Consider the following 26,266-nt stretch of genomic DNA (forward strand, 5'->3'; position numbering starts at 1 on the left):
TGACCAGTCGCGTGGCGATATCGAACCCACTGACGACGAACAGCCAAGTCCAGACTGCGCGTGGTGTCTGGCTATGCCGTTGCGGCTATCTTGCCGCAGGAGGGCAGGGCAGCTTTCCTATGCCAAAAATCTATGAAAACATAACCTTAGACATATTGCATGAAGATTTATTCACTATATATTCAATCTTGTCACAAAGGGTTGAATTGACCCTGTGGCTTGTGGTTATTCCCAGAAAGCCCGGTAAAGACAAATGCTCCCGCCAGAATATTATGATCCGTTTTATAAAAAGCCGCCATTCCTTAAAAGAGCTGCCGTCGAAATTGAGTATCGCGGAGGATGGGTATTTATTGCAAAGATGATGTGGGCCATATTTGTCGTGGCAAGTCCGCTGGCCTGCTTCTTTGTTCTTAGATAGGGCCGCGCCACCACTTGAGGTTTTGCCTTCATTGAAGTCGGTGCGCCGTCGGGAGTGACGGCCCGATTTGATGCCTCCCATGGCAACCGCCAGATTGGCACTACCAGACAAACAACCTCCCGGCCTTTTTCTTCCGACGGATAGCCAGAGTCTTAATCGGCCAATTAATTCCGGTTGCGTGGCGCTGGATGTTGGGCAACCCTGCGCGGCATGACGACGATCCGCATTCCCGTTGCTGGTGGTATGGCCATCATGGCCGACGAGCTGGGCGATCCCGATGCGCCCACGGTAATTCTTGGTCATGGCGGCGGTCAGACGCGGCATAGTTGGGACCGCGCCGGACATGAGCTGGCCGAGGCCGGCTATCACGTGATCAACTACGATCTGCTGGGCCACGGCGAGAGCGACTGGGAACCGGAAGGCGACTATTCGATGGAGCGCCGGGCGAGCGATCTGGCGGAGATCGTGAAGTGCGCCCGAGGACCGTTTGCCTTCGTGGGCGCATCGCTTGGCGGTCTCTCGGCGATGGCGGCGGCGTGTCATGGTGTCGTTCCCGCTGCCCTGGTGCTGGTCGATGTCGTCGTCCGGCTTTCCGAAGCGGGCGTGGACCGAATTGTCGGCTTCATGTCGGCCAATCCGCACGGCTTTGCGTCGCTGGAGGAAGCAGCCGATGCCATCTCGGCGTACTATCCGGATCGCAAGCGACCGGGGAGCGCCGAGGGGCTGCGCAAGAACCTGCGCGAGGGGCCCGACGGGCGGTTCTACTGGCATTGGGACCCCCGCTTCCTGACTGGCGGCAGGCCGGGCAGGTCTCTGGAAGACATGATCGCGACCGCGCAATGGCCGCAAACTGTGCCGACATTGCTGGTTCGGGGCATGAAGTCGGACATCGTCACCGACGAGGGTGTCGATCATCTGGCAGAACGCATCGCGCGGCTGGAAGTCGCCGACATCAGCGGAGCGGGGCATATGGTTGCGGGCGATCGCAATGACCTGTTCAACGCGGCGGTCATCGCCTTCCTGGGGCGGGTCATGCCGACGCGACAACCAGAGGTCGTGTGCAAACAGGGATGATTGCTTGTCCCGACGCAAGCCAGCGCCTAGATGGGGCTCATGTCCGGAGAAATTCTCGATAACCGTGGTCGCGGTTCCGCCGGTTGGTCCTGGCCATCCATCCATCCCGAAGGGCGCAAGTTCGGCCTGATTGCTGCAGCGCTGAGCGCCGGTGCCGCTTTCATGGCGTGGGAAACCATCGCCTGGCCGCTCGCCTTCCTGACGCTGGGCGTACTGGCATTCTTCCGCGATCCGGTGCGCGTGACGCCGCGGGACGACAAGTTCGTGATCTCGCCCGCTGATGGCCTGATCACCCTGATCCAGAAGGTACCTCCGCCGCGCGAACTGTGTGCCGACGATGGCTCGGGCGTGCGCGGCATGAGCCCGGAACCGGTGACACGCGTGTCGATCTTCATGTCGGTGTTCGACGTGCACATTAATCGTTCGCCGATTGCTGGCACCATTCGCCGCGTCGTCTACATTCCCGGCAAGTTCCTCAACGCCGATCTCGACAAGGCGAGTGAGGAGAACGAGCGCCAGCACTTCCTCGTCGAGCGCGGGGATGGTGTGCAGATCGGTTTCACCCAGATTGCCGGTCTGGTTGCTCGCCGAATCGTGCCGTTCGTGAAGGGAGGCGACATCGTTGCTGTCGGGCAGCGGGTCGGCCTGATCCGCTTTGGCAGCCGGGTTGACGTTTACCTGCCGGCTGGCACCGAGCCCAAGGTTCTGATGGGACAGAAGTGTGTGGCGGGCGAGACGATCCTGGCCGAGATCGGCGAAGCGCCGATGATCGAGGGTATCGGTCAATGATCGAGGAGGGCAGGGCAGCTCGCCTCCGTCGCGGGCGCCTGCCCGGTGGCCTGACGCTACGGGCGATGACGCCCAACGCGATTACGACCGCCGCGTTGTGTTCGGGCCTTACCGGTATCAGGTTCGCGGTCACGGCAGCTTCAGGCACGGATCCGTTGCAGGTTGCTGAAGACTGGCGTCGTGCTGTGGCGGCGGTGATCATCGCAGGGCTGCTGGACGGGATCGACGGGCGCATAGCGCGCATGCTCAAGGCGCAGTCGCGGTTCGGAGCCGAGCTCGACAGTCTAGCCGATAACGTTTCGTTCGGTGTGGCCCCCGCGCTGATTCTATTCCTATGGTCCCTGCAGGAAGCGCCGAGAGTCGGGTGGTTTGCTGCACTGGCGGTGGCGATTGCCTGCGCACTGCGCCTCGCCCGCTTCAATGCCCGCATCGACATGGAAGAGCAGCCGCACAAGTCCGCCGGTTTCCTGACCGGCGTCCCCGCTCCGGTGGGAGCTGGATTGGCGTTCCTTCCGCTCTATCTGTGGATCGCCACCGACAATCCCGTGTTCCGGATGCCGGTGCTGGTGGGCCCATGGCTGGTGCTGATCGCATTCCTGATGATATCGAACCTGGCGACTTTGAGCTGGTCTTCGCTCCGCCCGCGCCGCAGCGTCCGTCTTGAGCTCATTGCGCTTTTCGGTCTGGTGATTGCAGCCTTGCTGAGCGAGCCGTGGCTGACGTTGTCCGGAATCTGCATCGTCTACTTGTTGCTGATCCCGGTCGGCGTTGTGCGTTACGCCAAGGTCAGGCGGCAGCGCGCAGCGAGTGCGCGGCCCGAAGTGCCTCCGCCCGCTTGAACGCGCGGCGAGGGGTCCGGCGAAGCTGCGGCGCCGCGAAGGCTCGCGGTGCTTCGGCTTCATGGCTCGTGACGTGGACAAGGAATTCGCGATCACGTTCGAGCGAGCGATACTCGGCCAGCAGCGCCGCGACCTGCTCTTTCCGGCCCTGCATCGTCATGAAGATCGCGCCAACGGCGAAGGTGGCTGCTGATGCGAAGACGAGAGTGCAAACAAGAGCGAGCATTGGACCATTCCCTGCTTTCTGCCGGATCCACGTGGTTAAGAACGCTTTACGATTCCGCCTGTGGATAACCTGTGGATTGAGCTATCGTTCCTGACTGTCCGATGACTGATTCGGATATGGAGGTAATGTTCCTGTTTTGTTCCGTTCCGTCAAGCGGGAACGGCGAGCAGGGCCGCAGTTTCGCGCGATTCGCTGGCAAAATGCTGATTTAACGGGAATCTTTATTGCCTCGCGGGCGGATTAATCTCGATCAAACTGGGCGTGCTGTCTGCGAGTGTACCGGTGATTCAACGCTGGATTTTTCCGCCATCATCCTCTAACGGCGGCCCGTTCGCAGGACGCTGTCGGCATGGTGCCGTCAGAACAGCGTGAACAATCCACACGGGACGCACGTTCACCGGTGCCGCCAGCGGGAGCTCCGCAGCGGTTCCAGCGTCCCGGAGGCACAACCGGAAAGGAATTACCCATGGCGGCACCAGTCGTCACGATGCATCAGCTTATCGAAGCCGGGGCCCACTTCGGCCACCAGACCCACCGCTGGAACCCGCGGATGAAGCCGTACATCTTCGGCGCCCGCAACGGCATCCACATCCTCGACCTGTCGCAGACCGTTCCGCTCTTCGCCCGCGCGCTCGAGTTCATCTCGGCGACCGTCCAGGCAGGCGGCAAGGTTCTGTTCGTCGGCACCAAGCGCCAGGCGCAGGAGCCGATTGCCCAGGCCGCGCGCGCTGCTGGCCAGCACTACGTCAACCACCGTTGGCTGGGCGGCATGCTCACCAACTGGAAGACCATCTCGGGCTCGATCAAGCGCTTCAAGGCTCTTGAAGAGCAGCTCGCTGGCGACACCGCCGGTCTGACCAAGAAGGAAGTCCTTCAGCTGACCCGTGAGCGCGACAAGCTCGAGCTGTCGCTGGGCGGCATCCGCGACATGGGCGGCATCCCGGACGTGATGTTCGTGATCGACGCCAACAAGGAAGAGCTGGCGATCAAGGAAGCCAACGTTCTCGGGATCCCGGTCGTCGCCATCCTCGACTCGAACGTTTCGCCCGATGGCATCGCGTTCCCGGTTCCGGCGAACGACGACGCCAGCCGCGCCATCCGCCTGTATTGCGAAGCCGTTGCCGCTGCCGCCACCAAGGGTGGCCGTGACGCTGCGATCGCTTCGGGTGCCGACCTCGGCGCCATGGCCGAGCCGCTGGCTGAAGAAGCTGTGGCAGAAGCCTGATCCGGTTTTTCGCGTGACGGCCCACTCGGAAGGGCAGGCCGTCACCGAACTGACCCGGATGCGATTTACGGGCCGCGGCAGTGCTGCGGCCTTCCTGTGTTTTCAAGATAAAGGATCAACGCAATGGCTTACACCGCCGCTGACGTGAAGAACCTGCGCGAGCGCACCGGCGCCGGCATGATGGACTGCAAGAAGGCTCTCGACGAAGCCGGCGGCGACTTCGAAGCTGCCGTTGACGCGCTTCGCGCCAAGGGTCTCGCTGCTGCTGCCAAGAAGTCGAGCCGTACCGCGGCTGAAGGCCTCGTTGGCGTCGCCGTTTCGGGCACCAAGGGCGTTGCCGTCGAAGTGAACTCGGAAACCGACTTCGTCGCCAAGAACGACCAGTTCCAGGACTTCGTGCGCAAGGCCACCGAAGTTGCTCTGAACACTGGCGCTTCGGACGTCGAGACGCTCAAGGCTGCCGCCTATCCGGACGGCGGTTCGGTTGCCGACAAGCTGACCAACAACGTCGCCACCATCGGCGAGAACCAGCAGCTGCGCCGCATCAAGCACGTCGAAGTCGCCAATGGCGTGGTCGTGCCCTACATGCACAACGCAGCCGCGACGAACCTCGGCAAGATCGGCGTGCTCGTGGCGCTCGAATCGGAAGCTGCGGCTGACAAGCTCGAAGCCCTTGGCAAGCAGATCGCGATGCACATCGCCGCTGCCTTCCCGCAGGCTCTCACTGCCGACCAGCTCGACGCCGAACTGATCGCGCGCGAGCGCAAGATCGCGGCCGAAAAGGCTGCCGAGAGCGGCAAGCCTGCCGAAGTCCAGGCCAAGATGGTTGACGGTGCCGTCGCCAAGTACGCCAAGGAAAACGCGCTGCTCAGCCAAATCTTCGTGATGGACAACAAGTCCACCATCCAGCAGGTCGTCGATGCCGCCGGCAAGGAAGCTGGCACGAAGATCGTGCTGAAGGACTACGTCCGCTTCCAGCTCGGCGAAGGCATCGAGAAGGAAGAGACCGACTTCGCTGCCGAAGTGGCTGCTGCCGCCGGCATCAAGTAAGTCTGACTTTAACATCCCCGCATGGGCGGGCCGGTTTTCCGGCCTGTCGGTGCGGGGATTGTTATGCCTGCGCCCTTGGCAGACCCCTTCACAGGGCTATAAGGGCGGCCACTTCCCTTTGGTTACGAGTGCACCGACCTTATGAGCGTCCCTTCATACAAGCGCATCCTCCTGAAACTTTCGGGCGAAGTGCTGATGGGGGAACAGCAGTTCGGGATCGACACCGACTATGTCGCCCGTGTGGCGCAGGAAGTTAAAGACGCGCGTGACAGCGGCCTCGAGATCTGCCTGGTCATCGGCGGCGGCAATATCTTCCGCGGCATGGCTGGTGCTGCCAAGGGCATGGACCGGGCGCAGGCCGATTACATGGGCATGCTGGCGACCGTGATGAATGCGCTGGCGATGCAGTCGGCGCTCGAACAGCTTGGGGTGCCGACCCGCGTGCAGTCGGCGATCGAGATGGACAAGGTGTGCGAGCCGGTGATCCGTCGCCGCGCTGAACGTCACCTTGAAAAGGGCCGCATCGTGATTTTTGCGGCGGGCGTCGGCGCTCCCTATTTCACCACCGATTCCGGTGCAGCGCTGCGGGCGGCCGAGATGAAGTGCGATGCGCTGCTCAAGGGCACCAGTGTGGACGGCGTCTACGATGCCGATCCAAAGAAGGATGCCACGGCAAAGCGTTATGATACCGTCGATTACGACACGGTGCTGGCAGACAACCTGAAGGTCATGGATGCAAGCGCGGTGGCGCTGTGCCGTGACAACAACATTCCGATCGTTGTCTTCTCGATCCGCGAGCGCGGCAATCTCGCCCGCGTGCTTGCGGGTGAGGGGACGCAGACGATCGTCAAGCAAGGAGCCTGAGCCATGGCGAAGTACGATAAGGCCGATCTCGAACGCCGCATGAAGGGCGCGGTGGAATCGCTCAAGGGCGATCTTTCCGGCCTGCGCACGGGCCGCGCCAACACCGCGCTGCTCGATCCGATCATGGTCGAAGTCTACGGCAGCCACATGCCGCTTTCGCAGGTCGCCAGCGTCTCGGCGCCAGAGCCGCGCATGCTTTCGGTGCAGGTGTGGGACAAGTCGAACGTGACGCCGGTGGAAAAGGCGATTCGTTCGGCTGGGCTTGGACTCAATCCGATCAGCGATGGCCAGACGCTGCGCCTGCCGATCCCTGACCTGACCGAGGAACGCCGCAAGGAACTGGCCAAGCTGGCCAGCAAGTATGCCGAAAACGCCCGCATCGCGATCCGCAACGTGCGCCGCGATGGCATGGACGCGCTCAAGGCTGACGAGAACAAGAAGGAAATCTCGGAAGACGAGCGCAAGCGCGCCGAGACCGACCTGCAGAAGCTGACCGACGATATCATCAAGCAGGCCGACGAAGCGGCCGTCGCCAAGGAAAAGGAAATCCTCGGCAAGTGACGGCGGTCCCCGCCTCGACGGGCGGCGCCGCGCCTTATGGCGCGCGTCACGTCGCGATCATCATGGACGGCAATGGCCGCTGGGCGAAGAAGCGGTTCATGCCGCGCGCTTTCGGCCACAAGCGTGGCGTCGATACGGTGCGGGATATTGCCCGCGCCGCGCGCGACATGGGGCTCGAGGCGCTGACCCTCTATGCGTTCTCTTCGGAGAACTGGAAGCGGCCAGCGGACGAGATTGCTGACCTGATGGGACTGCTGCGGGCGTTCATCCGCAACGATCTTGCAGAACTCGTCAGCAACAACACCCGACTGAAGATCATCGGCGATTATCAGGTGCTTGCGCCCGATATCGTGGATCTGATCGAAGATGCCATGGCGCGCACCGCCGGGAATACCGGCACGACTCTCGCAATCGCCCTGAACTACGGATCGCAGCAGGAGATCGCCCGGGCGGCGGCGAAGGCCGCGGCCAAGGGCGAGATCACGCCTGAAGCCATCGAGGCGGAGCTTGACACCGCGTGTCTGCCGCCGCTTGACCTGCTGATCCGGACGTCCGGCGAAATTCGCCTGTCGAACTTCCTGCTCTGGCAGGCGGCCTATGCCGAAATGTGGTTCACTGAGGTGCTGTGGCCGGACTTTACCGCCGCGCATCTGCGCGAGGCGCTGGAGCAGTTCGGCGCGCGCGAAAGGCGCTTCGGTGGACGCTGATCCGCAGGTGACGCCTGGAGCAGCCGAGGCTCCGAAGAAATCGGACCTTGGCGTGCGCGTGGTTTCGGCGGTGGTCATGCTGGCCGTTGCCGGGGCAGCGTTGTGGGCGGGCGGTCTGTGGCTGGACCTGTTCGTGGCGGTCGTCGCATTCGGTGTGTTCGTCGAGTACGTCCGGCTGGTCGGCAAGATCGCCGGCAACCCGGCCCGGCTTTCGTCGATGGTCATTTTCGGGGCCATTTATATCGGTTGGGGCGGACTTGCCCTTGCCGTCATGCCCGAACCCCTGATGCTGGCCGTTCTGGGCCTTGTGATCTGCACCGATACCGGCGCGTACTTCACGGGCCGCTCGCTCGGCGGACCGAAGATCGCGCCGAAGATCAGCCCTTCCAAGACCTGGTCCGGCCTGTTCGGCGGCATGGCCGCGGCAGGAATCTGGGCGGCACTGGTGGTGCTTTCAGCCAGCTATCTCGTCTCGGCGATCGGCCCGACGGGACCGAGCGTGGCGGCAGCGCTCGAGGTTGCCAATCTCGGCATGGCAGCGATTGCCGGCGCGGTGCTGGCTGTGTTCGCCCAAGTTGGCGACTTCTATGAATCGTGGCTCAAACGCCGGGCTGGCGTGAAGGACTCCTCGCGCCTCATTCCGGGGCATGGCGGTTTGTTCGACAGGGTTGACGGATTGCTTCCGGTGGCCATCATCGTCGGCACGGCTTGGGCCGCAACGCAGGCAGGACTTTAGAGGCAGATGGCGCGCTCCATTTCCGTTCTGGGCGCTACCGGCTCCATCGGGGCCTCGACGCTCGACCTAATCCGCCGCAATCGCAGTGACTGGCGCGTTGTGGCGCTGACAGCCAATGGCGATGCGGAAGGGCTGGCCAAGCTGGCGCGCGAGTTCGGGGCCGAAGTGGCGGTGGTGGCTGATGATGCCGCGCTGCCTGCGCTGCGCGAGGCGCTTGCCGGGACCAATATCCACGCTGCGGCCGGACCTCAGGCACTGGTCGAGGCGGCATCGCGGGGGGCAGACATTACCGTCGCCGCGATCGTCGGTTGTGCCGGTCTTGCCCCGACCATGGCAGCGATCGAACGCGGTGGCGTGATCGCGCTGGCGAACAAGGAAGCGCTGGTTTCGGCAGGCGACGTGATGACGGCTGCCGTTGCCCGCCATGGGGCAACGCTGCTTCCGGTCGATTCCGAGCATAACGCCATATTCCAGTGCCTGGCTGGAAACAGACTCGACCACGTCCACTCGATCACGCTGACGGCAAGTGGCGGCCCTTTCCGCGACTGGACGCTGGAGCAACTGCACCGCGCCACGCCGGCCGAAGCGGTCAAGCACCCCAACTGGTCGATGGGTGCGAAGATCAGCGTCGATTCCGCCACGATGATGAACAAGGGCCTCGAATTCATCGAGGCGTTCCATCTGTTCCCGGTCGGTGTCGAGCGCCTGCGGATCATCGTCCACCCGCAGTCGATCGTCCATTCGATGGTCGAGTATCGCGACGGGTCGACGCTGGCGCAGCTTGGTCCTTCTGACATGCGTGTGCCGATTGCCTCGGCGCTGGCTTGGCCGGAGCGGATGGATACGCCTTGCGCACCGCTCGATCTCGCAGCGATCGGACAGCTGACGTTCCGCGCGCCCGACGAGGACCGCTTTCCGGCGACACGGCTTGCCCGCAATGCAGTGATCGAGGGCGGAGCTGCACCCGCTACGATGAACGCTGCCAACGAGATCGCTGTTGCCGCGTTTCTCGGCGGTCAGATTGCGTTCACCCGGATCGTGCAATCGGTCGAGGATGTGCTTTCGCGCAGTGCCATGCCAGCCCCGGCCTGCCTTGACGATGTCATCGCCATCGATGCCGAGGCGCGGGCGCGGGCGCGTGAACTGATGGAACCCGTACGCTGATGGCGCCGATGCAAAGCCCTGGCATCCTGATTACCCTGCTTGGCTTCCTGCTGCTGTTGGGTCCTCTGGTCTTCATTCACGAGCTTGGCCACTACCTTGTCGGGCGCTGGTTCGGGGTGAAGGCTGACGTCTTCTCGATCGGGTTCGGCAAGGAAATCGCGGGTTGGACGGACAAGCGCGGGACGCGCTGGAAGCTTTCGGCTCTGCCGCTCGGCGGATATGTGCAGTTTGCCGGAGATATGAACCCGGCCAGCCAGCCCAGTCCGGAGTGGCTGTCCCTGCCGGCCGAGGAGCGGAACCGGACGTTTCAGGCCAAGCACTTGTGGCAGCGTTCGCTGATTGTCCTGGCCGGGCCCATCACCAATCTGCTGTTTGCGGTGCTGATCCTTGCGGGTTTCACGCTGGGCTACGGCAAGATCATCGTTCCGCCGGTTGTGGGGGAAGTCCAGGCAGGCTCCGCTGCTGATCGAGCCGGGATCAAGGTGGGCGACCGGATCGTCTCGATGCGGGGGCACCCGGTGGATTCGTTCCTAGATGTACGCCTCGAGGTCGGGCAGAATCCCGGTGAGCCGATGGACGTCGTGGTCCTGCGCGATGACCGGCGCATCAATGTGGCGGTAAACGCTGCGGTGAAGATCGAGAGCGACCAGTTCGGCAATACGCAGAAGATCGGTTTCCTGGGCGTCGGCCCCCGCAGCTACGAAATCGTCCGTGTCGGTCCCGTCGATGCCGTGGTCGACGGGGTGAAGCAGACTGGCAGCATCATTTCCATGATGGTCAACGGCATAGGCCAGATCATCACGGGCAACCGCGAGATCAAGGAACTCGGCGGGCCGATCAAGATCGCCAAGTTCTCGGGCGAGCAACTGGTCTCGGGCTGGCAATCGTTCGTCAGCTTTGCAGCGCTCATCTCGATTAACTTGGGGTTCATTAACCTGCTGCCAATTCCGGTGCTCGACGGGGGCCACCTTGCCTTCTACGCGGCGGAAGCCGTGCGGAAGAAGCCGGTGGGCCAGCGTGGGCAGGAGTGGGCATTCCGCACCGGTCTCGCGTTCGTCATGGCCTTGATGCTGTTCGTCACGATCAACGATGTGGCGTCGCTCAAGCTGTTTGGAGGGTGAGGCGATTTCAGCACGTCCGGTGCGGCGGACGGTGCGACCGGCCGGTCAGGGGTGACGGGCGGATTTCCACATAATGTCTTTCCACAGAAATGCGGGGCAATGTTTGCTTGATTGGCCTTGTGGCATCGGGCAGAGGGCTACATTGCTTGCCGCGGCCGGACTTCCTCGCGGGCGTCCTGCGGCCACTTTATTACGGGATGGCGCTTGGTGATGATTGGACGTAACGCGGGCCGGGCAAGAATTCGGAACGCCAAGGCTTCCCCGCTGTGCGTGAGCCTTCTGGCCACGAGCGCTCTGGTTGCGGTTCCGGGCGCGGCATCGGCGCAGGCGGTGGCTCCGGTCGCCCAACCTGCTGCACCCGCAGCGCCTGCACCGGTTCTGGCGCCGGCACCGGCTGGCGACGTGATCCGCACGGTTACCGTGCAGGGTTCGCAGCGCCTCGAACCCGATACGATCCTTTCGTACATTCGCCTGCGCCCCGGCCAGACCTATACCCAGGCGCTGGGCGACCAGGCGCTGAAGGACCTTTACGCGACCGAACTGTTCGCCGACGTCTCGATCCGCAACAACGCGGGCGATGTTGTGGTGCAGGTCAAGGAAAACCCGGTCATCAACCGCATCATCCTAGAGGGCAACAAGCGCCTCAAGGAAGACAAGATCCTGCCCGAGATCAAGCTCGCGGCGCGCCAGATCTTCACGCGTTCCAAGGTCCGCGCCGACGTTGCCCGCATCATCGAACTGTACAAGCGCCAGGGCCGCTTTGCCGCGACGGTCGAGCCGAAGATGGTCATGCTTGACCAGAACCGCGTCGACATCGTGTTCGAGATCAGCGAGGGGCCGAAGTCCAAGGTCCGCCAGATCAACATCATCGGCAACGAGAAGTTCTCCGATGGCAAGCTGCGCGGCGAGATGGTGACCAAGCAGGCGCGCTTCTTCCGCCTGTTCTCGTCCGGCACCAGCTATGACCCTGACCGCCTTGCTTTTGACCAGCAGAAGCTCCGCCAGTTCTATCTGACAGAAGGCTATGCTGACTTCCGCGTGGTCTCTGCCGTTGCCGAACTGACGCCCGACAAGCGCGACTTCATCATCACTTACGTGGTGGAAGAGGGCGATCGTTACAAGTTCGGTGACGTCAAGGTCGACAGCCAGCTGCGCGACTTCGACAGCGACGCCATGTCCAAGCGCCTGCCGATCAAGCAGGGTGACTGGTACAACGCCAAGATGGTCGAAGACCAGGTCGACGCGCTGACCGAGACGGCGGGCGCATTCGGCTATGCCTTTGCCGACGTTCGCCCGGACTTCTCGCGCAACAAGGATGACCTGACGATGTCGGTCACCTTCCGCATCGCCGAAGCGCCGCGCGTCTATGTCGAGCGCGTTGACGTCAACGGCAACACGCTGACGCAGGACAAGGTCGTCCGCCGCGAATTCCGTCTGGCCGAGGGTGATGCGTTCAACACCTTCCAGGTCAAGCGCTCGACCAACCGCATCAAGTCGCTCGGCTACTTCCAGGAGAAGTTCGAGGTCGAGCAGAAGCCGGGCAGCGCGCCTGATCGCATCGTTCTTGAAGCCAACGTGGAAGAAAGGCCTACTGGCGAACTCCAGCTTTCAGCTGGCTTCTCGAGCCTTGAGAGCTTCATCTTCCAGGGCTCGATCCGTCAGAACAACTTCCGCGGTCGCGGACAGACCATCGGCCTCTCTGTCGACTATTCGCGCTTCACCCGCGCCGTGCAGGTGAGCTTCACCGAGCCTTACGTGTTCGACAAGAACATCTCGCTTGGCGTTGACGTCTATCGCCGCGATCTCAACAGCTTCAACCAGTTCAATTCGAACCGCAACACGACCTACAAGCAGGCGACGACCGGCTTCTCGGCGCGTGTCGGTGTGCCGCTGACCGAGTACATGTCGCTGATCGGGCGCTACACGTTCAATCTCGACGACGTGACGCTCGACCAGGGCACGTTCTACGTCAACGGACAGTGCAGCATTCTGCTCGCCGGTCGCTACCTCTGCGACGCCATCGGCAAGCGTACCAGTTCAATCCTCGGCGCCTCGCTGGTCTACGACACCTTGGACAACCGCCTGCGCCCGAGCCGTGGTACGCAGCTCGTGCTCAGCGGCGATGTTGCCGGCCTCGGTGGTTCGGTGAAGTACGCGCGCCTGACTGCAAACGCCTCGAAGTTCTGGCCAGTTGGCGGTGGCTTCATCTTCTCGCTACGCGGCGAAGGCGGGATCATCAAGGCGCTGGCAAGCCGCTCGAACGATCCGACGATCGACGACGTCCGCCTGACCGACCGCTTCTTCTTGGGCGAGCCGCAGATCCGCGGTTTCGACATTCGCGGCGTCGGCCCGCGCGTGCTGCGCAAGTTCCTGACCATCGACAGCAACAACGATGGCACGCCCGATACGGCGTCCACAGACCGCAACCAGTGGGTGGATGACGCTCTCGGCGGCAAGTACTACTACCTGACCCGCGCGGAACTCGAAATCCCGCTGGGTTCGGGCGCGCGCGAACTGGGACTGCGCCCATCGATCTACGTCGACGCCGGTGCTGTCTGGGGCATTTCGAACCCTCTGACGCAGAACCCGAACAACGTCGTCTATTATACCGACAAGCTCACCGGCAAGATTACCGACAGTCCGACGGCATCGGATGGCACTGCCAACACTGCCACCCGCTATATCGAAGAATACGTCGGCGATACGCTTTCGCCCCGCGTCTCGGTCGGTATCGGCGTCAACTGGAACTCGCCGTTCGGACCGTTCCGCCTAGACTTTGCCAAGGTCCTCAAGAAGGCCAACGGCGACGACCCCAAGACTTTCACTTTCAACGTGGGAACCCAGTTCTGATGAAGACCCGTTACGCTTCTGCGCTTCTCGCCGGCATCGCGATTGCTGCCGCCACTCCCGCTTTCGCTGCCAAGGACGACAAGGCAGCGCCTGCTCCCGTCTCCTCCGGCGTTGTTTCGGGCATCGCCATTGCCAATCCGCCCGCAATCGTTGCCGCCTCGGCTGCTTACCAGACCTCGCAGCAGCAGCGTCCGGTGACCTACAAGCCGCAGATCGATCAGGCCAATGCTCGCAAGGCGCAGATCGAAGCCCAGCTCAAGCCGCTGGTCGACAAGCTGCAGAACGATTCGAAGGCTGCCAATCCGAACCGCGCCGCGCTTCAGGCCCAGTACGAGCAGATCCAGCAGATCGAACAGGCTGGCCAGGCCGAGATCCAGAAGATCCTCGAGCCGCTGAACCTTTCGCAGCAGTACGTGCTCGAACAGATCGGCGACAGGCTGGACGCCGCCACCCAGGCCGCGATGGACAAGAAGAAGATCACGCTGGTGATCGATTCGCAGTCGGTGATCAAGGCTGGTCAGGTCTACAACCTGAACCAGGATATCCTGAACGAGCTGAATGCGATGATCCCGTCGGCTCAGCTGATCCCGCCCGCTGGCTGGATGCCGCGTGCGCAGCGTGAACAGCAGGCCCAGGCGCAGGCTGCTCAGCAGCCGGCCGCTCCGGCTGCCGCTCAGCCCGCGAAGAAGGCGCCTGAAGGCCGCTAAGGCCTTCACGTCGGGGGCCGGGTAGAATGTCCGAGGAACAGACCGCGCCTCAGGGCGTGATCACCGATTACGACGTGCGCAAGGTGATGGCGGCGCTGCCGCATCGCTATCCCCTGTTGCTGGTCGATCGCGTCGCTTCGCTTACGCTCAATGAGCGCATCCATGCGGTGAAGGCCGTGTCGATGAACGAGCAGTTCTTCCAGGGGCATTTCCCCGGCCGTCCGATCATGCCGGGCGTGCTCCAGATCGAGGCGCTGGCGCAGGCTGCCGGCGTGCTTGCAGTGGAGTCGCTCGGGCTCGCCGGCTCGGGCAAGCTCGTCTACTTCATGGCGATCGAGGAAGCGAAGTTCCGCAATCCGGTGGAACCCGGCGTGCTGCTCGACCTGCACGTGGAGTTCACCCAGAAGCGCTCGCGCGTCTGCAAGTTCGCGGGCAGGGCCATGGTGGGTGACAAGGTGACCTGCGAGGTCAGCTTCACCGCGATGATCGCCGACAGCTGAACCCGCTGGTGCTGGACATCCTTGCGGCTTTCCGCTAGGCGCGCGCCCTTACAGATTCTAGCGGCCGGTCGGAACCGGCTGCGCACCGGAGCAAGACCCATGAAGACTGGCATTCACCCCGACTACCACATGATCAAGGTGCAGATGACCGACGGCACCGTTTTCGAGACCCGCTCCACCTGGGGCAAGGAAGGCGACACGCTCGCTCTCGAAATCGACCCGACCTCGCACCCGGCATGGACCGGCGGTACGCGCCAGCTCGACCAGGGCGGCCGCGTTGCGCAGTTCAACAAGCGCTTCGGCGGTCTCTCGCTCAAGCGCTAAGCGCGGGCGTCAGATGGTTGACGGAAAGGGCGGCTTCGGGCCGCCCTTTTCTTTTGCGGCTCGGTCCGAGCGTGGCATATTGCTATCGGCGATAGCTGTCCTAAAGAACATGGCATGACGCTCACCAATTCTCTCGAAGGCCGCCTCGGCTATCAACTGCGCCGTGCATCCGCAGTGATGATGGCCGATCTCGGACGTGAGTTGGCCGATCTGGACCTTCGTCCCGCAGAAGTGACGACGCTGCTGGTGATCGCCGAAAATCCCGATTGTTCGCAGACCGAGGTCGGGCAAGTGCTGGCGATCAAGCGAGCGAACATGGTGCCGATCATCTCCCGCCTGATGGACCGAGGGCTGGTAGAGCGCCGACGGATCGACGGACGCAGTCATGCGCTGACGCTGACCGATGCAGGCAGGACCATTGCGGACGAGGCGCTGGCGCGGATCGAACGGCACGAGACCCGCTTCACCGAACTGCTTGGCGCGCCCGATACCGAGGTGCTGTTCCGTTGCCTTCCGGTCATCCGTTCTGTTCGCAGTGGCGACGAAGAAGGCTGAGCCCGATCAGACCCAGGGTCGTTCGCGATACCATTTGGTAATCACGTACTTCAGGCCCTTGCGCACCTTCATGGCGTGATGCAGCGTTGCCGGGTTCACCGAACCATCGGGCCGCCGGTTGTTCCAGCAGACCAGCTTGCCACGTTCCGGCTGGATCATCTTGTCGATCACCTTGAACCGCGTCGCACCACCCGCCTCGACATCGTTCAGATAGGCCATGAAGGTCCAGGTGCGCTGTCCCGCGACATTGCAGTAGCGTCGGAAATCGGCGCCGTGCGGATCGAAGTAGTCCGTATGGGCCTTGAACTCCTGTCCGGGCTCGTAGCGCTGGCCCTGGATCGGCTCGCCGAACTGACGGTCTATGCCCGACAGCTGCGAAAGCCTCTCGTCCAGAGCGACCACATCGGGCTCCTGCATCGGCAGATCGCAGGTTTCGCTGGTGCGGAAGTAGTTGTCCCCATTGCCATCGGCGATCGTCGAGGGACGGCGATCACGGTCGATCCTGGCGATGAGCGACGCGCACTCTTCGTCCGACAGAAAATTGCGCAGCACGAACATCTCGAGTCGCGGCGTCGGCACGCGCATGATCCCCGGTACCGAGAGGAGGCGTTCGGAGGAGGTTTCACTGCTGGCCATGGTCGTGGCTTGTCTAACCCACCGGAACAGGCCCCTGCAACTTGAAGCCGGTGGCATCTTGGCGATAAGCCGGTCATGATCCATGCACATGCGACCCAACGTGATCAGCCTTCCCGCCTCGAACCCGGTTCGCAATGGCTTCTCGCTTGTCGAGATGATGGTCGTTGTCTTCATCATTGGACTGTTGGCAACCGCGGCCGTCCTCACGCTCCCCGGCAACGAACGCAAACTGCGCGACGAGGCCGAGCGTTTCGCCGCGCGGACGCTGGCGGCGCGCGACGAAGCTATTGTCGGCGCCCGACCGGTTGCACTGGTGGTGAGCGAGCGGGGCTACTATTTCGAACGTCGCGTCGAAGGGAACTGGCAGCCACTTCCAGGGAGGGGATTCGATCTGACAGGCTGGAACGACAGCACCCGCGCTGATCTGGGCAGGCAGCGCATCGTCTTCGATTCGCTTGGCCTTGCCAGTACCGATGCGGTGGTACGCCTGAGGCGCGACGGGGCGACGCTGTCGATCCACCTGCGCCGCGACGGAAAGGTGTCGGTCGATGGCACCTGAACGCAACGGCTTTACCTTGCTCGAAATGCTGGTGGCGCTCGCCGTCTTCGCGATTGCCGCGCTGGCCCTCCTGCAGATGGAAGGGGCGAGCATTGCGCGCACTGCCGATCTTGACCAGCGGCTGCTGCGCGAGATCGTGGCGCAGAACATGGCGGCGGAGATCATGACCGATCCCGCACCTCCGCCGGTCGGAACAGCGAGCGGGACGATCGAGAACGCTGGGCGGCGCTTCCAGTGGACCCGCGTCGTGGCGCGACAGGCAGATTATGGCGTCCTTGGCATCACGCTGTCGGTTCGCGAGACCACGCCGGGCGCGCAGAGCCAAGCCTTTACGCTCGATTTCACCCGGTTGCCCGGCGCATGAGCGCTCAGCCTTCGCGCAACGGCTTTACTCTGGTCGAGATGCTGGTCGCGCTCGCGCTTTTTGCCGTGATCGCGACAGGTGCGCTGGGGCTCCTCCGTTTCTCGGTCGATGCCGAACTTGCGAGCCGGGACAAGACCGAGAGCATTGCCAACGAGCGGCGGTTCCTGTCGGTCTGGACGGCGGACATGGCGCAAGCGGTGCCTCGCCCATCGCGCGACCAGTCCGGCACGCCAAGGCCGGCGTTCGAGGCCAACAGCGAAGGCGTGCTGATCCGCTTCACCCGCAGCGGCTGGGACAATGTCGACGGTGCCCCGCGTCCGGGCTTGCAGAAGGTGGAATACCGCATCACCGCCAAGGCGTTGGTCCGCGCGGGCTATCCCTATCCTGATGGCGCGGCGCCGGAAGCAGGGGCGGACGTGCTGCCGTTGAGTTCGCCCCCCGTCGTGCGCTTCCGGACAAAGGATGGAAACTGGCGCGATCGCTGGGACCCGCAACTGTCTACCGAACTTCCCGTGGCGATCGAACTGCTGGTGCCGCAAAGGGGCTTGCCCCCCTTGCGCGTGGTCTCGCTGGTCGGGGTCAATTACCAATGAGGTCCGGCGATCCACGCGAGCGCGGTGCGGCGCTGCTGTCGGTGCTGTTGCTCGTTGCGGTCATGGCGGTGATCGCGGCGATTATGCTCGAACGTCTCAACCTTGCCACCCGGCTTGCCGCCAACGGCCAGGCGATGACGCAGGCCCGCCTCTATGCCACCAGCGCCGAAACGCTGGCCATGGCGCGGATCAAGGCCTTGGTCGATACCTCGCCGGAGCGGACGGTCGATCGCACCGGACTGCTCGGACGTGATTTTCCGCTGCCTCTGCCGCGCGGGACGGTGATGGCGCGGGTGGACGATGCTGGAAACTGTTTCAACCTCAATTCGCTGGTCGAAGCCGATGTGCAGGGGACGCTGCGTTTGAGGTTGGTGGGCCTCAACCAGATGCGCGCACTGATGAAGGCGCTTGCGATCCCCGAAGCGGAATCTGCGATCATCACCGATTCGATCACCGACTGGATCGACAGCGACAATCTCCCCGCGCCCAATGGCGCCGAGGACGACAGCTATCAGGGACAGGCCGTGCCCTATCGCACGGCGGGGCGCCTGATCGGCGATGTCAGCGAGATCCGCGCCGTCCGGGGCATGACGCCGCAGTTCTACGAGCGGATGCGGCCTTGGCTCTGTGCGTTGCCAGGGGCTGACCTTTCGCCGATCAACGTCAATACCCTGCGGCCCGATCAGGCGCTGTTGCTGACGATGATCGCTCCCGCTGCAATTCCGGCAGAGCGGGCGCGAGCCTTGCTGGCGGCGCGTCCGGCTCTCGGTTGGGCAAACGCTGAAGATGCCTTGCGCGGGCTTGGTGGCAACGGTGCCGCTGGCGTGCCGCTGAACCAGTTGCAGGTGCGCAGCCGCTGGTTTCTCCTCACCCAGACGGTCACGGTCGATTCGGTTAGCGTCGAGGAACAGGCACTGATCGATGTTGGCGTGAACCCGCCGCGCGTCGCCTTTCGGAGCTGGGGCGACAGGTTCAGCCGCTAATTCTCCCACGGGGCAAATTTCCGCTTCCCTTTGTCGCGCCTTTCTGCAAAGGGGCCAGCCCGCGCAGGGGAAACCTGCGCAGCAATGTGGCGACCGTAGCTCAGTTGGTTAGAGCGCCGGTTTGTGGTACCGGAGGTCGTGGGTTCGAACCCCATCGGTCGCCCCATTCTCTCCTGACATCAAAGACATTTTCTCCGGCCCGGCCTCGCCTTTTGGTATGGCTCGATGCCATTGCGCTTGCCCAGTGCCGCGGCAAGTGGCAGAGCGTTGACAGACCGGCGGCGGGGGTCGCCGGGAGAAGGATCAGATTCCCCGCGCCCATGCACGGATTTGCCAATCCCGCCCGTTTCCTGCGCCTAGCCCGCTGGATGATGCCGCTGCTTCTGGTGACCGGCCTGCTCCTGGCAATGGGGGCGGTGCTCTATGGCGTGATCGTCGTGCCGCCCGATCGCCTGATGGGCGATACGGTCCGCATTCTGTTCATTCACGTCCCCGCAGCTTGGCTGGGCATGGCCGGATGGTCGACGATTGCCATCGCCAGTCTCGTCGAGCTTGTCTGGCGTCATCCGCTGGCCGCCATCGCCGGACGTGCGGCGGCAGTTCCAGGCGCAACTTTCACCGCGATCTGCCTCGCCACCGGCTCGATCTGGGCGCGGCCGACCTGGGGCACGTGGTGGGTGTGGGATGGCCGGTTGACCAGCTTCCTCATCCTGCTGTTCCTCTATTTCGGCTATATCGCCCTGTCCGGCGCAGCGCAGCGCGACATGGCGGGCGGAGGCGGTGGAAGCCGCATTACCGCGATCTTCGGCCTCGTCGGCGCGATCAATATTCCGATCATCAACCGGTCGGTGGTGTGGTGGAACAGCCTACATCAGCCACCTTCGATCACCATGGGCAAGTCCTCGATCGACGGCACGTTCCTCTGGCCGCTGCTGATCGCCGCGCTGGGCTTCAGCCTGGTGTTCGGCGGGGTGGTCCTCGCGCGGATGCGCACTCTTCTGGCCGATATTCAGGCCGAGGCGCGTCTGCGCCGGAAAGCGATGGCGTAAGCTTACGATGCGCGAAGGTCTTCAGCAGTGGGATTATGTGGCAGCAGCCTTGGCGATCGGCGTGATCGGCACCTTGGTGCTGGTCGGCTGGACGCTTTTGGCGATGGTCCGGGCGGAGCGCCGTCGTGACAAGGTGAGAGGCAAGTGAGCACCAATTCAACCGGCGGCATCAAGCCCAAGCATCAGCGGCTCGTCCTGCTGGTCATCGCGCTCGTGGCGCTTGTCGGGGCAGGGCTGCTTGCGGCCTATGCCCTGTCCAACCAAGCCAGCTACTTCTACGTGCCGAGCGATCTGGTGAAGGACAAGCCGGAGCAGGGCCGGGCCATTCGCCTCGGTGGCATGGTCGAGAAGGGTTCGCTCAAGACACGCGCTGATGGCGTTACGATCGATTTCATCGTCGGCGATGGCAAGGCGCGGGTGCCTGTTCGCTATACCGGCATCACGCCGGATCTTTTCGTAGAAGGCTCCGGCGTCGTCGCCGAAGGGCGCATGGAGGGCGAAACCTTCGTCGCCGACAACCTCCTCGCCAAGCATGACGAGAAGTACGTTCCCCGCCAGATGGGCGACATGACCGCCGCACAGGCCAAGGAAGTGGTGGCCGAAACCAAATGATAGCCGAACTGGGTCTTGCCGTATTGTGGATGGCGGCGGCACTTGCCGTGCTGCAGCTTTTCGCCGGGTTTTCGGCCCTGCGCCCCAGTGGCAAGGCGCTCGCAGGCGTCGTTCGGCCACTGGCGGTGATGCAGGGTGCGCTGGTCGCGGTTTCGTTCTTCTGCCTGATCGATCTGTTTCTCGAGACCGACCTTTCGGTGAAGCTGGTGGCCGAGAACAGCCACTCGATGAAGCCGTTCATCTTCAAACTGGCGGGCACCTGGGGCAACCACGAAGGCTCGATGCTGCTGTGGGTGACGATCATGGCCGTCTCGGGCGGCGTTGTCGCGCTGGTCGAGAAGCGGCTGCGGGAGGATACCCTGCTGGCGACGCTCGCGGGACAGGCCTTCGTCAGCCTTGGCTTTTACGCCTTCCTCCTGCTGTCGTCGAACCCGTTCGAACGCCTTCCTGAACCAGCGCCCGAAGGGGCAGGGCTGAACCCGCTGCTGCAGGACATCGGCCTCGCCTTCCACCCGCCGACGCTTTACGTCGGCTATGTCGGCCTCTCGGTTGCCTTCAGCTTTGCCATCGGCGCGCTGATCACGCGTGACGTCGGCCCCGCCTTTGCCCGCGCGATGCGTCCGTGGGTGCTGGGCGCATGGATTTTCCTGACAGTGGGTATCACCGCCGGGTCCTACTGGGCGTACTATACGCTCGGCTGGGGCGGCTGGTGGTTCTGGGACCCGGTCGAGAACGCCTCGCTGATGCCGTGGCTCGCGGCGACCGCGCTGCTGCACTCCGCTTCGGTGCTGGCAAGCCGCAACGCCCTGCGCGCGTGGACCGTGATGCTCGGCGTGATTGCCTTCTCGATGTCGATGGTCGGCACGTTCCTCGTGCGTTCGGGCATCCTCACCTCGGTACACGCTTTTGCAGTCGATCCCGAACGCGGCTCGTTCATTCTTGCCCTGCTGGCGATCTACATCGGCGGCGCGCTGGCGCTGTTCGGCATCCGCGCTTCGACTGTTACCGAGGGTGAGCGCTTCAGCGTGTTCAGCCGTGAATCCAGCCTCGTGTTCAACAACGTGATGCTCTGCGGCATTCTCGGCATCGTGCTGCTCGGCACCCTCTATCCTTTGCTTACCGAAGCTTTTGGAGCCAAGGTGTCGGTCGGGCCGCCGTACTTCAACCCGGTCTCGGCGATCTTCGCGATCCCGATGATGATGGTGATGACGGTCGGCCCGCTGCTGCGCTGGCGCAAGGACAAGCCGGGGCGGATCACCGCTACCGTCGCCGTGCCCGCTCTGCTCGCGGCGCTGGTCCTGCTCGCCGTGGCAATCATGGCCCCGGGTATCCGCGTTTTGCCGATGCTGGGCATTGCCGTGGGGATAGGGCTTGCCGTCGCAAGCTGGTTCCCGCTGCGCGGTCGCAACCTGCGCCGCACACCGCTTTCGGTCTACGGCATGGTCTTCGGTCACTTCGGCATTGCGGTGGCACTGCTCGGCGCCGCTGCCGAAAGTGCGTTCTCGACCGAGCGCCTTGCCGCAATGAATGTCGGCGATACCCAGGCCGTCGGACCGATCTCGCTCAAGCTGGAAAACATCGAGCCGGTTGCTGGCCCTAACTGGACAGCCCTCGAAGCCACCGTCAGCGCATCGTACAAGGGCGGAACGCCGGTGACGCTGCACCCGCAAGCCCGCACTTTCACCTCACCTCCGGGCGAGCGCACCGAATCCGCGTTGCACACCCGGTGGAACGGCCAGCTCTATGCCGTGCTCGGCAACGAGGGTGAGGATGGACGCTGGCAGATGCGCTTCTGGTGGAAGCCGTTCGTGCCGCTCCTTTGGCTCGGCGGACTGCTGGTGGCGTTCGGTGGCCTGCTCGCGCTGATTGGCCGCGTCGTGCACGACATCAAACGCCTCCGCGCCGAGGACAAGATCGCATACCGCAAGTCGCAGCAGGAGCAGCTCAAGTGATCGAGCCTGCACCAAAACGCTCCGGCCTTGCCATCTGGCTGCCGCTGATCCTGTTTGGCGGCTTCTTCGCTCTGGTGATCTGGGGGCTTGTCCGCCCCGCTGACCGCGAAGTGGCGAGCGCGTTCATCGGCAAGCCTCTGCCACAGTTCAATCTGGAAGCGGCTACCGAAGACCGCCCCGGCCTTGCCACGAACGACTTCAAGGTGGGCAAGCCCAAGCTGCTCAATGTCTTTGCCAGCTGGTGCGTGCCTTGCGCGATCGAAAGCCCGCAACTGGCTGCGCTGGCCCGGCAGGGGGTCGAGATCGATGGCGTCGCCATCCGTGACCGCCGCGAGGATCTCGCTCGTTTTCTGGCCACCAACGGCAATCCTTTCGCCCGTATTGGCAAGGACGATCTCTCACAGGTCCAGTTGGCAATCGGCTCGTCCGGTGTGCCCGAGACGTTCGTGATCGATGGCAAAGGCGTGATCCGTTACCAGCACATCGGCGAGATCCGGGAAGAGGACATGCCGCTTATCCTCGCGAAGCTGAAGGAGGCAGGGCAGTGAAGCATCTCTTCACCATGCTCGCCTTTGCGGTGCTGGCACTCCTTGCCCCGCCGCTGGCGGCACAGGACCTGCTGCCTCCCGCCCCCTATGCCTACAAGCAGCTTGAGGATCCGGCGGAGGAGGCCAAGGCTCAGGCGCTGATGGAAACGCTGCGCTGCCTCAAGTGCCAGAGCCAGGCGATCTCGGACTCCGATGCGCCGATGGCTGGCGACATGCGACATCAGGTGCGCACCCGTATCAAGGCAGGAGAGGACCCCGAAGCGATCCGGGCATGGCTGATCGAGCGCTATGGCGATTACGTCAGCTATGCGCCGCAGAACAAGCCGATCATGTGGCCGCTGTTTGCGGCACCGCTGGTCATCCTGCTGCTCGCGGCGATCCTGCTGCGCGGCCGTTTCCGCAAGAGCGCCAAGCCGGAGGGCGGCGAATGACCTGGTTCCTGATCCTGCTGCTTGCCGCCGCCGTGTTCGGCCTGCTCGCCTTCGTGCTCAAGATGCCGCGCGCTGGTTGGGAACTGTCGGGTGCGGCGCTTCTCGTCGGCATCGCCGGCTATGCGCTGCAAGGCCACCCCGGCGAGCCGGGTTCGCCAAAGGCCCCGATCGAGAACAAGCGCGCCGCCGATGAAGCCCTCGTCAAGCAGCGCCAGCAGATGGGCGACCAATTCGCTCAAGGCCAGAGCTGGATGATCCTCGCCGATGGCCTCGCCCGGCAGGGACAATACGGCGCCGCCGCGGAGGTTCTGCGCAAGGGCACGCAGCAGTTCCCCAAGGACGCCGACCTGTGGGTCTCGCTCGGCAATGCGCTGGTCGGGCACAGCGATGGCATCATCACCCCCGCAGCGCAGTTCGCCTTCCAGAAGGCGGCAACGATTGCGCCCGATCATCCCGGCCCGCCGTTCTTCATGGGACTTGCCCTGGCGCAGTCCGGCAGGCTCGCGGATGCGCGCGCGATGTGGGCGGAATTGCTCCGGCGATCGCCGGACGATGCTCCCTATCGTGCCGACCTTGCCGAGCGAATCCAGCGGATCGACTCGATGCTGGCGGCGAGCGCCGGAGCGCCAACGGCAGGCGCCCCGGTTCCGGCACCTGCGCCTGAGGTTCAAGAGTCCGGCCAAGCATCTGAATAAAATCAGGAAAATCCTGCCAAGGAACGGTGCGACATGCCGTTCGTTATGCTCGCGCGCGTCCGTTCTCCAGCCCATTGCGAGGGCATTGGGGCGGTGCTAAAGCGCCGCGCCGCTCCGCCCTTTCGGTGGTTGCGATCAAGGCTATGAGGCCGGGGGCACTGTTGCCATGAGTAATGCCGTCAGCGACGCCGAACCTGCCAGCGGAGCTGCGCACTCTGCAGGTCACGGCCATGCGGGCCATTCGCATGGCTCGCTGATGAAGCTTGCGGTCGGCGCCATCGGCGTCGTCTTCGGTGACATCGGTACCAGCCCGCTCTACGCCCTGCGCGATACCTTCGCCGGCCATCACAAGCTTCCGCTCGATCTGCTCCACATCTACGGCATCATCAGCCTGATGTTCTGGTCGATGATGATCATCGTGACCTTCAAGTACGTTTCGATCATCATGCGGGCCGACAACAAGGGCGAGGGCGGCAGCCTTGCCTTGCTGGCGCTGATCAACCAGCACACCGATGGCAAGCGCTGGGGCAGGGGGATCATCCTGCTCGGAGTCTTCGCCACGGCCCTGTTCTACGGCGATTCCATGATCACGCCGGCCGTCTCGGTCATGGGTGCGATCGAAGGCGTCGCGGTCTATCGGCCGGACATGCACCCCCTGATCGTCCCGCTGGTGGTAGGCATCCTGATCGGCCTGTTCTTCATCCAGAGCCGCGGAACGGAGAAGGTCGCCACCTTCTTCGGCCCGATCATGCTGCTCTACTTCGGCACGATCGCCGTCCTCGGTGCCTTCAGCATTGCCGAATACCCGCAGGTGGTGTCGGCCCTCAGCCCGCACCACGCCATAACGATGTTCATTGCCGATCCGTGGCGCGGCTTCCTCGCCATGGGTGCTGCCGTGCTGGCGGTGACCGGTGCCGAGGCGCTCTATGCCGACATGGGCCATTTCGGTCGCAGCCCGATCCGCATGTCGTGGCTGGTCTTCGTCCTGTCGGCGCTGGTGCTCAACTACCTGGGCCAGGCCTCGCTGCTGATCCGCAATCCGGCAGCGCTGGAAAGCCCGTTCTACTACCTCGCGCCCGAGTGGTTCCAGTGGCCGCTGCTGTTCATCGCCTCGTGCGCCGCCGTCATCGCCTCGCAGGCGGTAATCTCGGGCGCCTTCTCGGTGACGCAACAGGCGATCCAGCTTGGCTTCATCCCGCGCATGACGATCAAGCACACCTCGACTGCGGCGGGCCAGATCTACATCCCGGTGATCAACTGGGCGCTGATGATTGCGGTGATCCTGCTGGTGCTGGTGTTCCAGCGCTCGTCCAACCTCACTGCCGCCTATGGTATTGCCGTGACTGGGGCGATGCTGATCGACAACTTCCTGCTGGCGGTGGTGCTGTTCAAGCTGTGGCAGTGGAAGGCGCCGGTGGCCATCGCCATGCTCGCGTTGTTCTTTGCAATCGACGGGGCGTACCTTGGTGCAAACATGACCAAGATCCCCGACGGTGGCTGGGTGCCGCTGGTCATGGGCGTTGCCATCTTCACCTTGTTGACTACCTGGTCGCGCGGTCGCGCCCTGATGCGCGAGAACATGGCCGAGGGCACGATCCCGCTCGAGGTCTTCACCAAGTCTGCCCATTCGAGCGCGGCCCGCGTTTCCGGCACGGCCATCTTCATGGCCTCGACCGCAGCGGGCGTGCCCTCGGCGCTGCTCCACAACATCAAGCACAACAAGGTCCTGCACGAGCGCGTGGTCATCCTCACCGTCTCGATCGAGGACGTGCCCTATGTGGACGAGGGCGAGCGCTACTCGGTCAAGGATTTCGGCAACGGCTTCTACCGCCTGACCCTGCGCTTCGGCTTCCTCGAGGAAACCGACGTCCCCGGCGCGCTCAAGGGCGTCAGCATGTGTGGGGAGCCGTTCAACATGATGAAGACCAGCTTCTTTCTCTCGCGCCAGACCCTGATCCCGTCGGACAAGCCGGGCATGGCGCTTTGGCGGGAAAAGCTGTTCGCTTGGATGCTGCGCAATGCCGCCAGCGCCATGGAGTTCTTCCGCCTGCCAACCAACCGCGTGGTGGAACTCGGCAGCCAGCTCAAGATTTGAGGCGGCGCTCCGTTCGTCCCGTTTTGCCGTCGCGCTATT

At 63.5% G+C, this 26,266-nt stretch carries 30 protein-coding genes and 1 tRNA gene; 29 read left to right on the plus strand and 2 right to left on the minus strand.

Annotated features, from left to right (window positions below; genetic code table 11):
• Positions 1-628: 628 nt before the first annotated feature.
• From I2488_RS16170 to I2488_RS16180, 3 genes are read left to right on the plus strand one after another with little or no spacing between them, the layout of a single operon-like run.
• A complete protein-coding gene (locus I2488_RS16170; protein WP_196276848.1) occupies positions 629-1,492 on the plus strand; it encodes an alpha/beta fold hydrolase in 864 nt (287 codons plus the stop codon).
• Between the two features lie 39 nt (positions 1,493-1,531).
• Complete coding sequence (locus tag I2488_RS16175) at positions 1,532-2,281, plus strand: phosphatidylserine decarboxylase (protein ID WP_196276849.1); 750 nt, start codon at positions 1,532-1,534, stop codon at positions 2,279-2,281.
• Positions 2,278-3,120, plus strand: coding sequence for a CDP-alcohol phosphatidyltransferase family protein (locus tag I2488_RS16180; RefSeq protein ID WP_196276850.1), 843 nt, complete (start codon positions 2,278-2,280; stop codon positions 3,118-3,120). The genes I2488_RS16175 and I2488_RS16180 overlap by 4 nt, the downstream gene beginning before the upstream one ends.
• Here I2488_RS16180 and I2488_RS16185 read toward each other — a convergent pair.
• A complete protein-coding gene (locus I2488_RS16185; RefSeq protein WP_196276851.1) occupies positions 3,068-3,346 on the minus strand; it encodes a hypothetical protein in 279 nt (92 codons plus the stop codon). The two genes, I2488_RS16180 and I2488_RS16185, sit on opposite strands and share 53 nt — an antisense overlap.
• A gap of 466 nt (positions 3,347-3,812) precedes the next feature.
• On the opposite strand from I2488_RS16185, the gene rpsB reads away from it, so the two are divergent.
• The 13 genes from rpsB to I2488_RS16250 all read left to right on the plus strand — a co-directional run bounded on the left by rpsB (position 3,813) and on the right by I2488_RS16250 (position 15,710).
• Entirely contained in the window at positions 3,813-4,571 is a 759-nt protein-coding gene (rpsB, locus tag I2488_RS16190; RefSeq protein WP_196276852.1) for a 30S ribosomal protein S2, read from the plus strand.
• A gap of 123 nt (positions 4,572-4,694) precedes the next feature.
• Positions 4,695-5,621: a translation elongation factor Ts gene (tsf, locus tag I2488_RS16195; protein WP_196276853.1), complete on the plus strand. Its 927-nt coding sequence runs from the start codon at positions 4,695-4,697 to the stop codon at positions 5,619-5,621.
• Positions 5,622-5,762: 141 nt separating this feature from the next.
• Entirely contained in the window at positions 5,763-6,485 is a 723-nt protein-coding gene (gene pyrH, locus I2488_RS16200; protein ID WP_196276854.1) for a UMP kinase, read from the plus strand.
• Positions 6,486-6,488: 3 nt separating this feature from the next.
• Complete coding sequence (gene frr, locus I2488_RS16205; protein WP_039337446.1) at positions 6,489-7,046, plus strand: ribosome recycling factor; 558 nt, start codon at positions 6,489-6,491, stop codon at positions 7,044-7,046.
• Between the two features lie 62 nt (positions 7,047-7,108).
• A complete protein-coding gene (gene uppS, locus I2488_RS16210; RefSeq protein ID WP_214652426.1) occupies positions 7,109-7,753 on the plus strand; it encodes a polyprenyl diphosphate synthase in 645 nt (214 codons plus the stop codon).
• The gene (locus I2488_RS16215) at positions 7,743-8,489 is read left to right on the plus strand and encodes a phosphatidate cytidylyltransferase (RefSeq protein WP_343071095.1); all 747 of its coding nucleotides are present in this window, start codon (positions 7,743-7,745) and stop codon (positions 8,487-8,489) included. Before uppS ends, I2488_RS16215 begins: the two co-directional genes overlap by 11 nt.
• A 6-nt stretch (positions 8,490-8,495) precedes the next feature.
• Complete coding sequence (locus I2488_RS16220) at positions 8,496-9,653, plus strand: 1-deoxy-D-xylulose-5-phosphate reductoisomerase (protein WP_196276857.1); 1,158 nt, start codon at positions 8,496-8,498, stop codon at positions 9,651-9,653.
• The gene (gene rseP / locus I2488_RS16225; RefSeq protein WP_196276858.1) at positions 9,653-10,774 is read left to right on the plus strand and encodes an RIP metalloprotease RseP; all 1,122 of its coding nucleotides are present in this window, start codon (positions 9,653-9,655) and stop codon (positions 10,772-10,774) included. The genes I2488_RS16220 and rseP overlap by 1 nt, the downstream gene beginning before the upstream one ends.
• Positions 10,775-10,984: 210 nt before the next feature.
• A complete protein-coding gene (bamA, locus tag I2488_RS16230) occupies positions 10,985-13,624 on the plus strand; it encodes an outer membrane protein assembly factor BamA (protein WP_196276859.1) in 2,640 nt (879 codons plus the stop codon).
• Positions 13,624-14,331 (plus strand): OmpH family outer membrane protein, encoded by a 708-nt coding sequence (locus tag I2488_RS16235; protein ID WP_196276860.1) that lies wholly within the window; start codon positions 13,624-13,626, stop codon positions 14,329-14,331. Before bamA ends, I2488_RS16235 begins: the two co-directional genes overlap by 1 nt.
• A 26-nt stretch (positions 14,332-14,357) precedes the next feature.
• The gene (gene fabZ / locus I2488_RS16240; RefSeq protein WP_196276861.1) at positions 14,358-14,831 is read left to right on the plus strand and encodes a 3-hydroxyacyl-ACP dehydratase FabZ; all 474 of its coding nucleotides are present in this window, start codon (positions 14,358-14,360) and stop codon (positions 14,829-14,831) included.
• Between the two features lie 99 nt (positions 14,832-14,930).
• Positions 14,931-15,155, plus strand: a complete 225-nt coding sequence (gene rpmE / locus I2488_RS16245) for a 50S ribosomal protein L31 (protein WP_039337458.1) — start codon at positions 14,931-14,933, stop codon at positions 15,153-15,155.
• 114 nt (positions 15,156-15,269) lie between these two features.
• The gene (locus I2488_RS16250; protein WP_196276862.1) at positions 15,270-15,710 is read left to right on the plus strand and encodes a MarR family winged helix-turn-helix transcriptional regulator; all 441 of its coding nucleotides are present in this window, start codon (positions 15,270-15,272) and stop codon (positions 15,708-15,710) included.
• Between the two features lie 6 nt (positions 15,711-15,716).
• Here the strand turns inward: I2488_RS16250 and I2488_RS16255 are convergent, their stop codons facing one another.
• On the minus strand, positions 15,717-16,346 hold the full coding sequence (locus I2488_RS16255) for a prolyl hydroxylase family protein (RefSeq protein ID WP_196276863.1): 630 nt from the start codon (positions 16,344-16,346) through the stop codon (positions 15,717-15,719).
• Positions 16,347-16,446: 100 nt separating this feature from the next.
• Between I2488_RS16255 and I2488_RS16260 the strand changes: the two genes are divergently transcribed.
• The 13 genes from I2488_RS16260 to I2488_RS16320 all read left to right on the plus strand — a co-directional run bounded on the left by I2488_RS16260 (position 16,447) and on the right by I2488_RS16320 (position 26,227).
• Entirely contained in the window at positions 16,447-16,905 is a 459-nt protein-coding gene (locus tag I2488_RS16260) for a GspH/FimT family pseudopilin (protein WP_343071096.1), read from the plus strand.
• Positions 16,895-17,269, plus strand: a complete 375-nt coding sequence (gene gspI, locus I2488_RS16265; protein WP_196276865.1) for a type II secretion system minor pseudopilin GspI — start codon at positions 16,895-16,897, stop codon at positions 17,267-17,269. The genes I2488_RS16260 and gspI overlap by 11 nt, the downstream gene beginning before the upstream one ends.
• Positions 17,266-17,862, plus strand: coding sequence for a type II secretion system minor pseudopilin GspJ (gene gspJ / locus I2488_RS16270; RefSeq protein ID WP_196276866.1), 597 nt, complete (start codon positions 17,266-17,268; stop codon positions 17,860-17,862). Before gspI ends, gspJ begins: the two co-directional genes overlap by 4 nt.
• Positions 17,859-18,845 (plus strand): type II secretion system minor pseudopilin GspK, encoded by a 987-nt coding sequence (gspK, locus tag I2488_RS16275; protein WP_196276867.1) that lies wholly within the window; start codon positions 17,859-17,861, stop codon positions 18,843-18,845. The genes gspJ and gspK overlap by 4 nt, the downstream gene beginning before the upstream one ends.
• Positions 18,846-18,934: 89 nt before the next feature.
• Positions 18,935-19,011, plus strand: a tRNA-His gene (locus I2488_RS16280).
• Between the two features lie 154 nt (positions 19,012-19,165).
• Positions 19,166-19,894 (plus strand): heme ABC transporter permease CcmC, encoded by a 729-nt coding sequence (ccmC, locus tag I2488_RS16285; RefSeq protein WP_196276868.1) that lies wholly within the window; start codon positions 19,166-19,168, stop codon positions 19,892-19,894.
• Between the two features lie 7 nt (positions 19,895-19,901).
• Entirely contained in the window at positions 19,902-20,042 is a 141-nt protein-coding gene (locus tag I2488_RS16290; protein WP_196276869.1) for a hypothetical protein, read from the plus strand.
• The gene (gene ccmE / locus I2488_RS16295; protein WP_343071097.1) at positions 20,039-20,506 is read left to right on the plus strand and encodes a cytochrome c maturation protein CcmE; all 468 of its coding nucleotides are present in this window, start codon (positions 20,039-20,041) and stop codon (positions 20,504-20,506) included. The genes I2488_RS16290 and ccmE overlap by 4 nt, the downstream gene beginning before the upstream one ends.
• Positions 20,503-22,458, plus strand: a complete 1,956-nt coding sequence (locus I2488_RS16300) for a heme lyase CcmF/NrfE family subunit (protein ID WP_196276870.1) — start codon at positions 20,503-20,505, stop codon at positions 22,456-22,458. Before ccmE ends, I2488_RS16300 begins: the two co-directional genes overlap by 4 nt.
• A complete protein-coding gene (locus tag I2488_RS16305; protein WP_196276871.1) occupies positions 22,455-23,006 on the plus strand; it encodes a DsbE family thiol:disulfide interchange protein in 552 nt (183 codons plus the stop codon). Before I2488_RS16300 ends, I2488_RS16305 begins: the two co-directional genes overlap by 4 nt.
• A 14-nt stretch (positions 23,007-23,020) precedes the next feature.
• Positions 23,021-23,437, plus strand: a complete 417-nt coding sequence (locus I2488_RS16310) for a cytochrome c-type biogenesis protein (RefSeq protein WP_196276930.1) — start codon at positions 23,021-23,023, stop codon at positions 23,435-23,437.
• Positions 23,434-24,132, plus strand: coding sequence for a tetratricopeptide repeat protein (locus I2488_RS16315; protein ID WP_196276872.1), 699 nt, complete (start codon positions 23,434-23,436; stop codon positions 24,130-24,132). The genes I2488_RS16310 and I2488_RS16315 overlap by 4 nt, the downstream gene beginning before the upstream one ends.
• A gap of 166 nt (positions 24,133-24,298) precedes the next feature.
• Positions 24,299-26,227 carry a potassium transporter Kup gene (locus I2488_RS16320; protein WP_196276873.1) on the plus strand — a complete coding sequence of 643 codons (1,929 nt, stop codon included), beginning with the start codon at positions 24,299-24,301 and terminating at the stop codon, positions 26,225-26,227.
• The last annotated feature ends 39 nt before the right edge of the window (positions 26,228-26,266 follow it).

Source organism: Novosphingobium jiangmenense (assembly GCF_015694345.1).
In the GTDB taxonomy this organism is placed as follows: domain Bacteria; phylum Pseudomonadota; class Alphaproteobacteria; order Sphingomonadales; family Sphingomonadaceae; genus Novosphingobium; species Novosphingobium jiangmenense.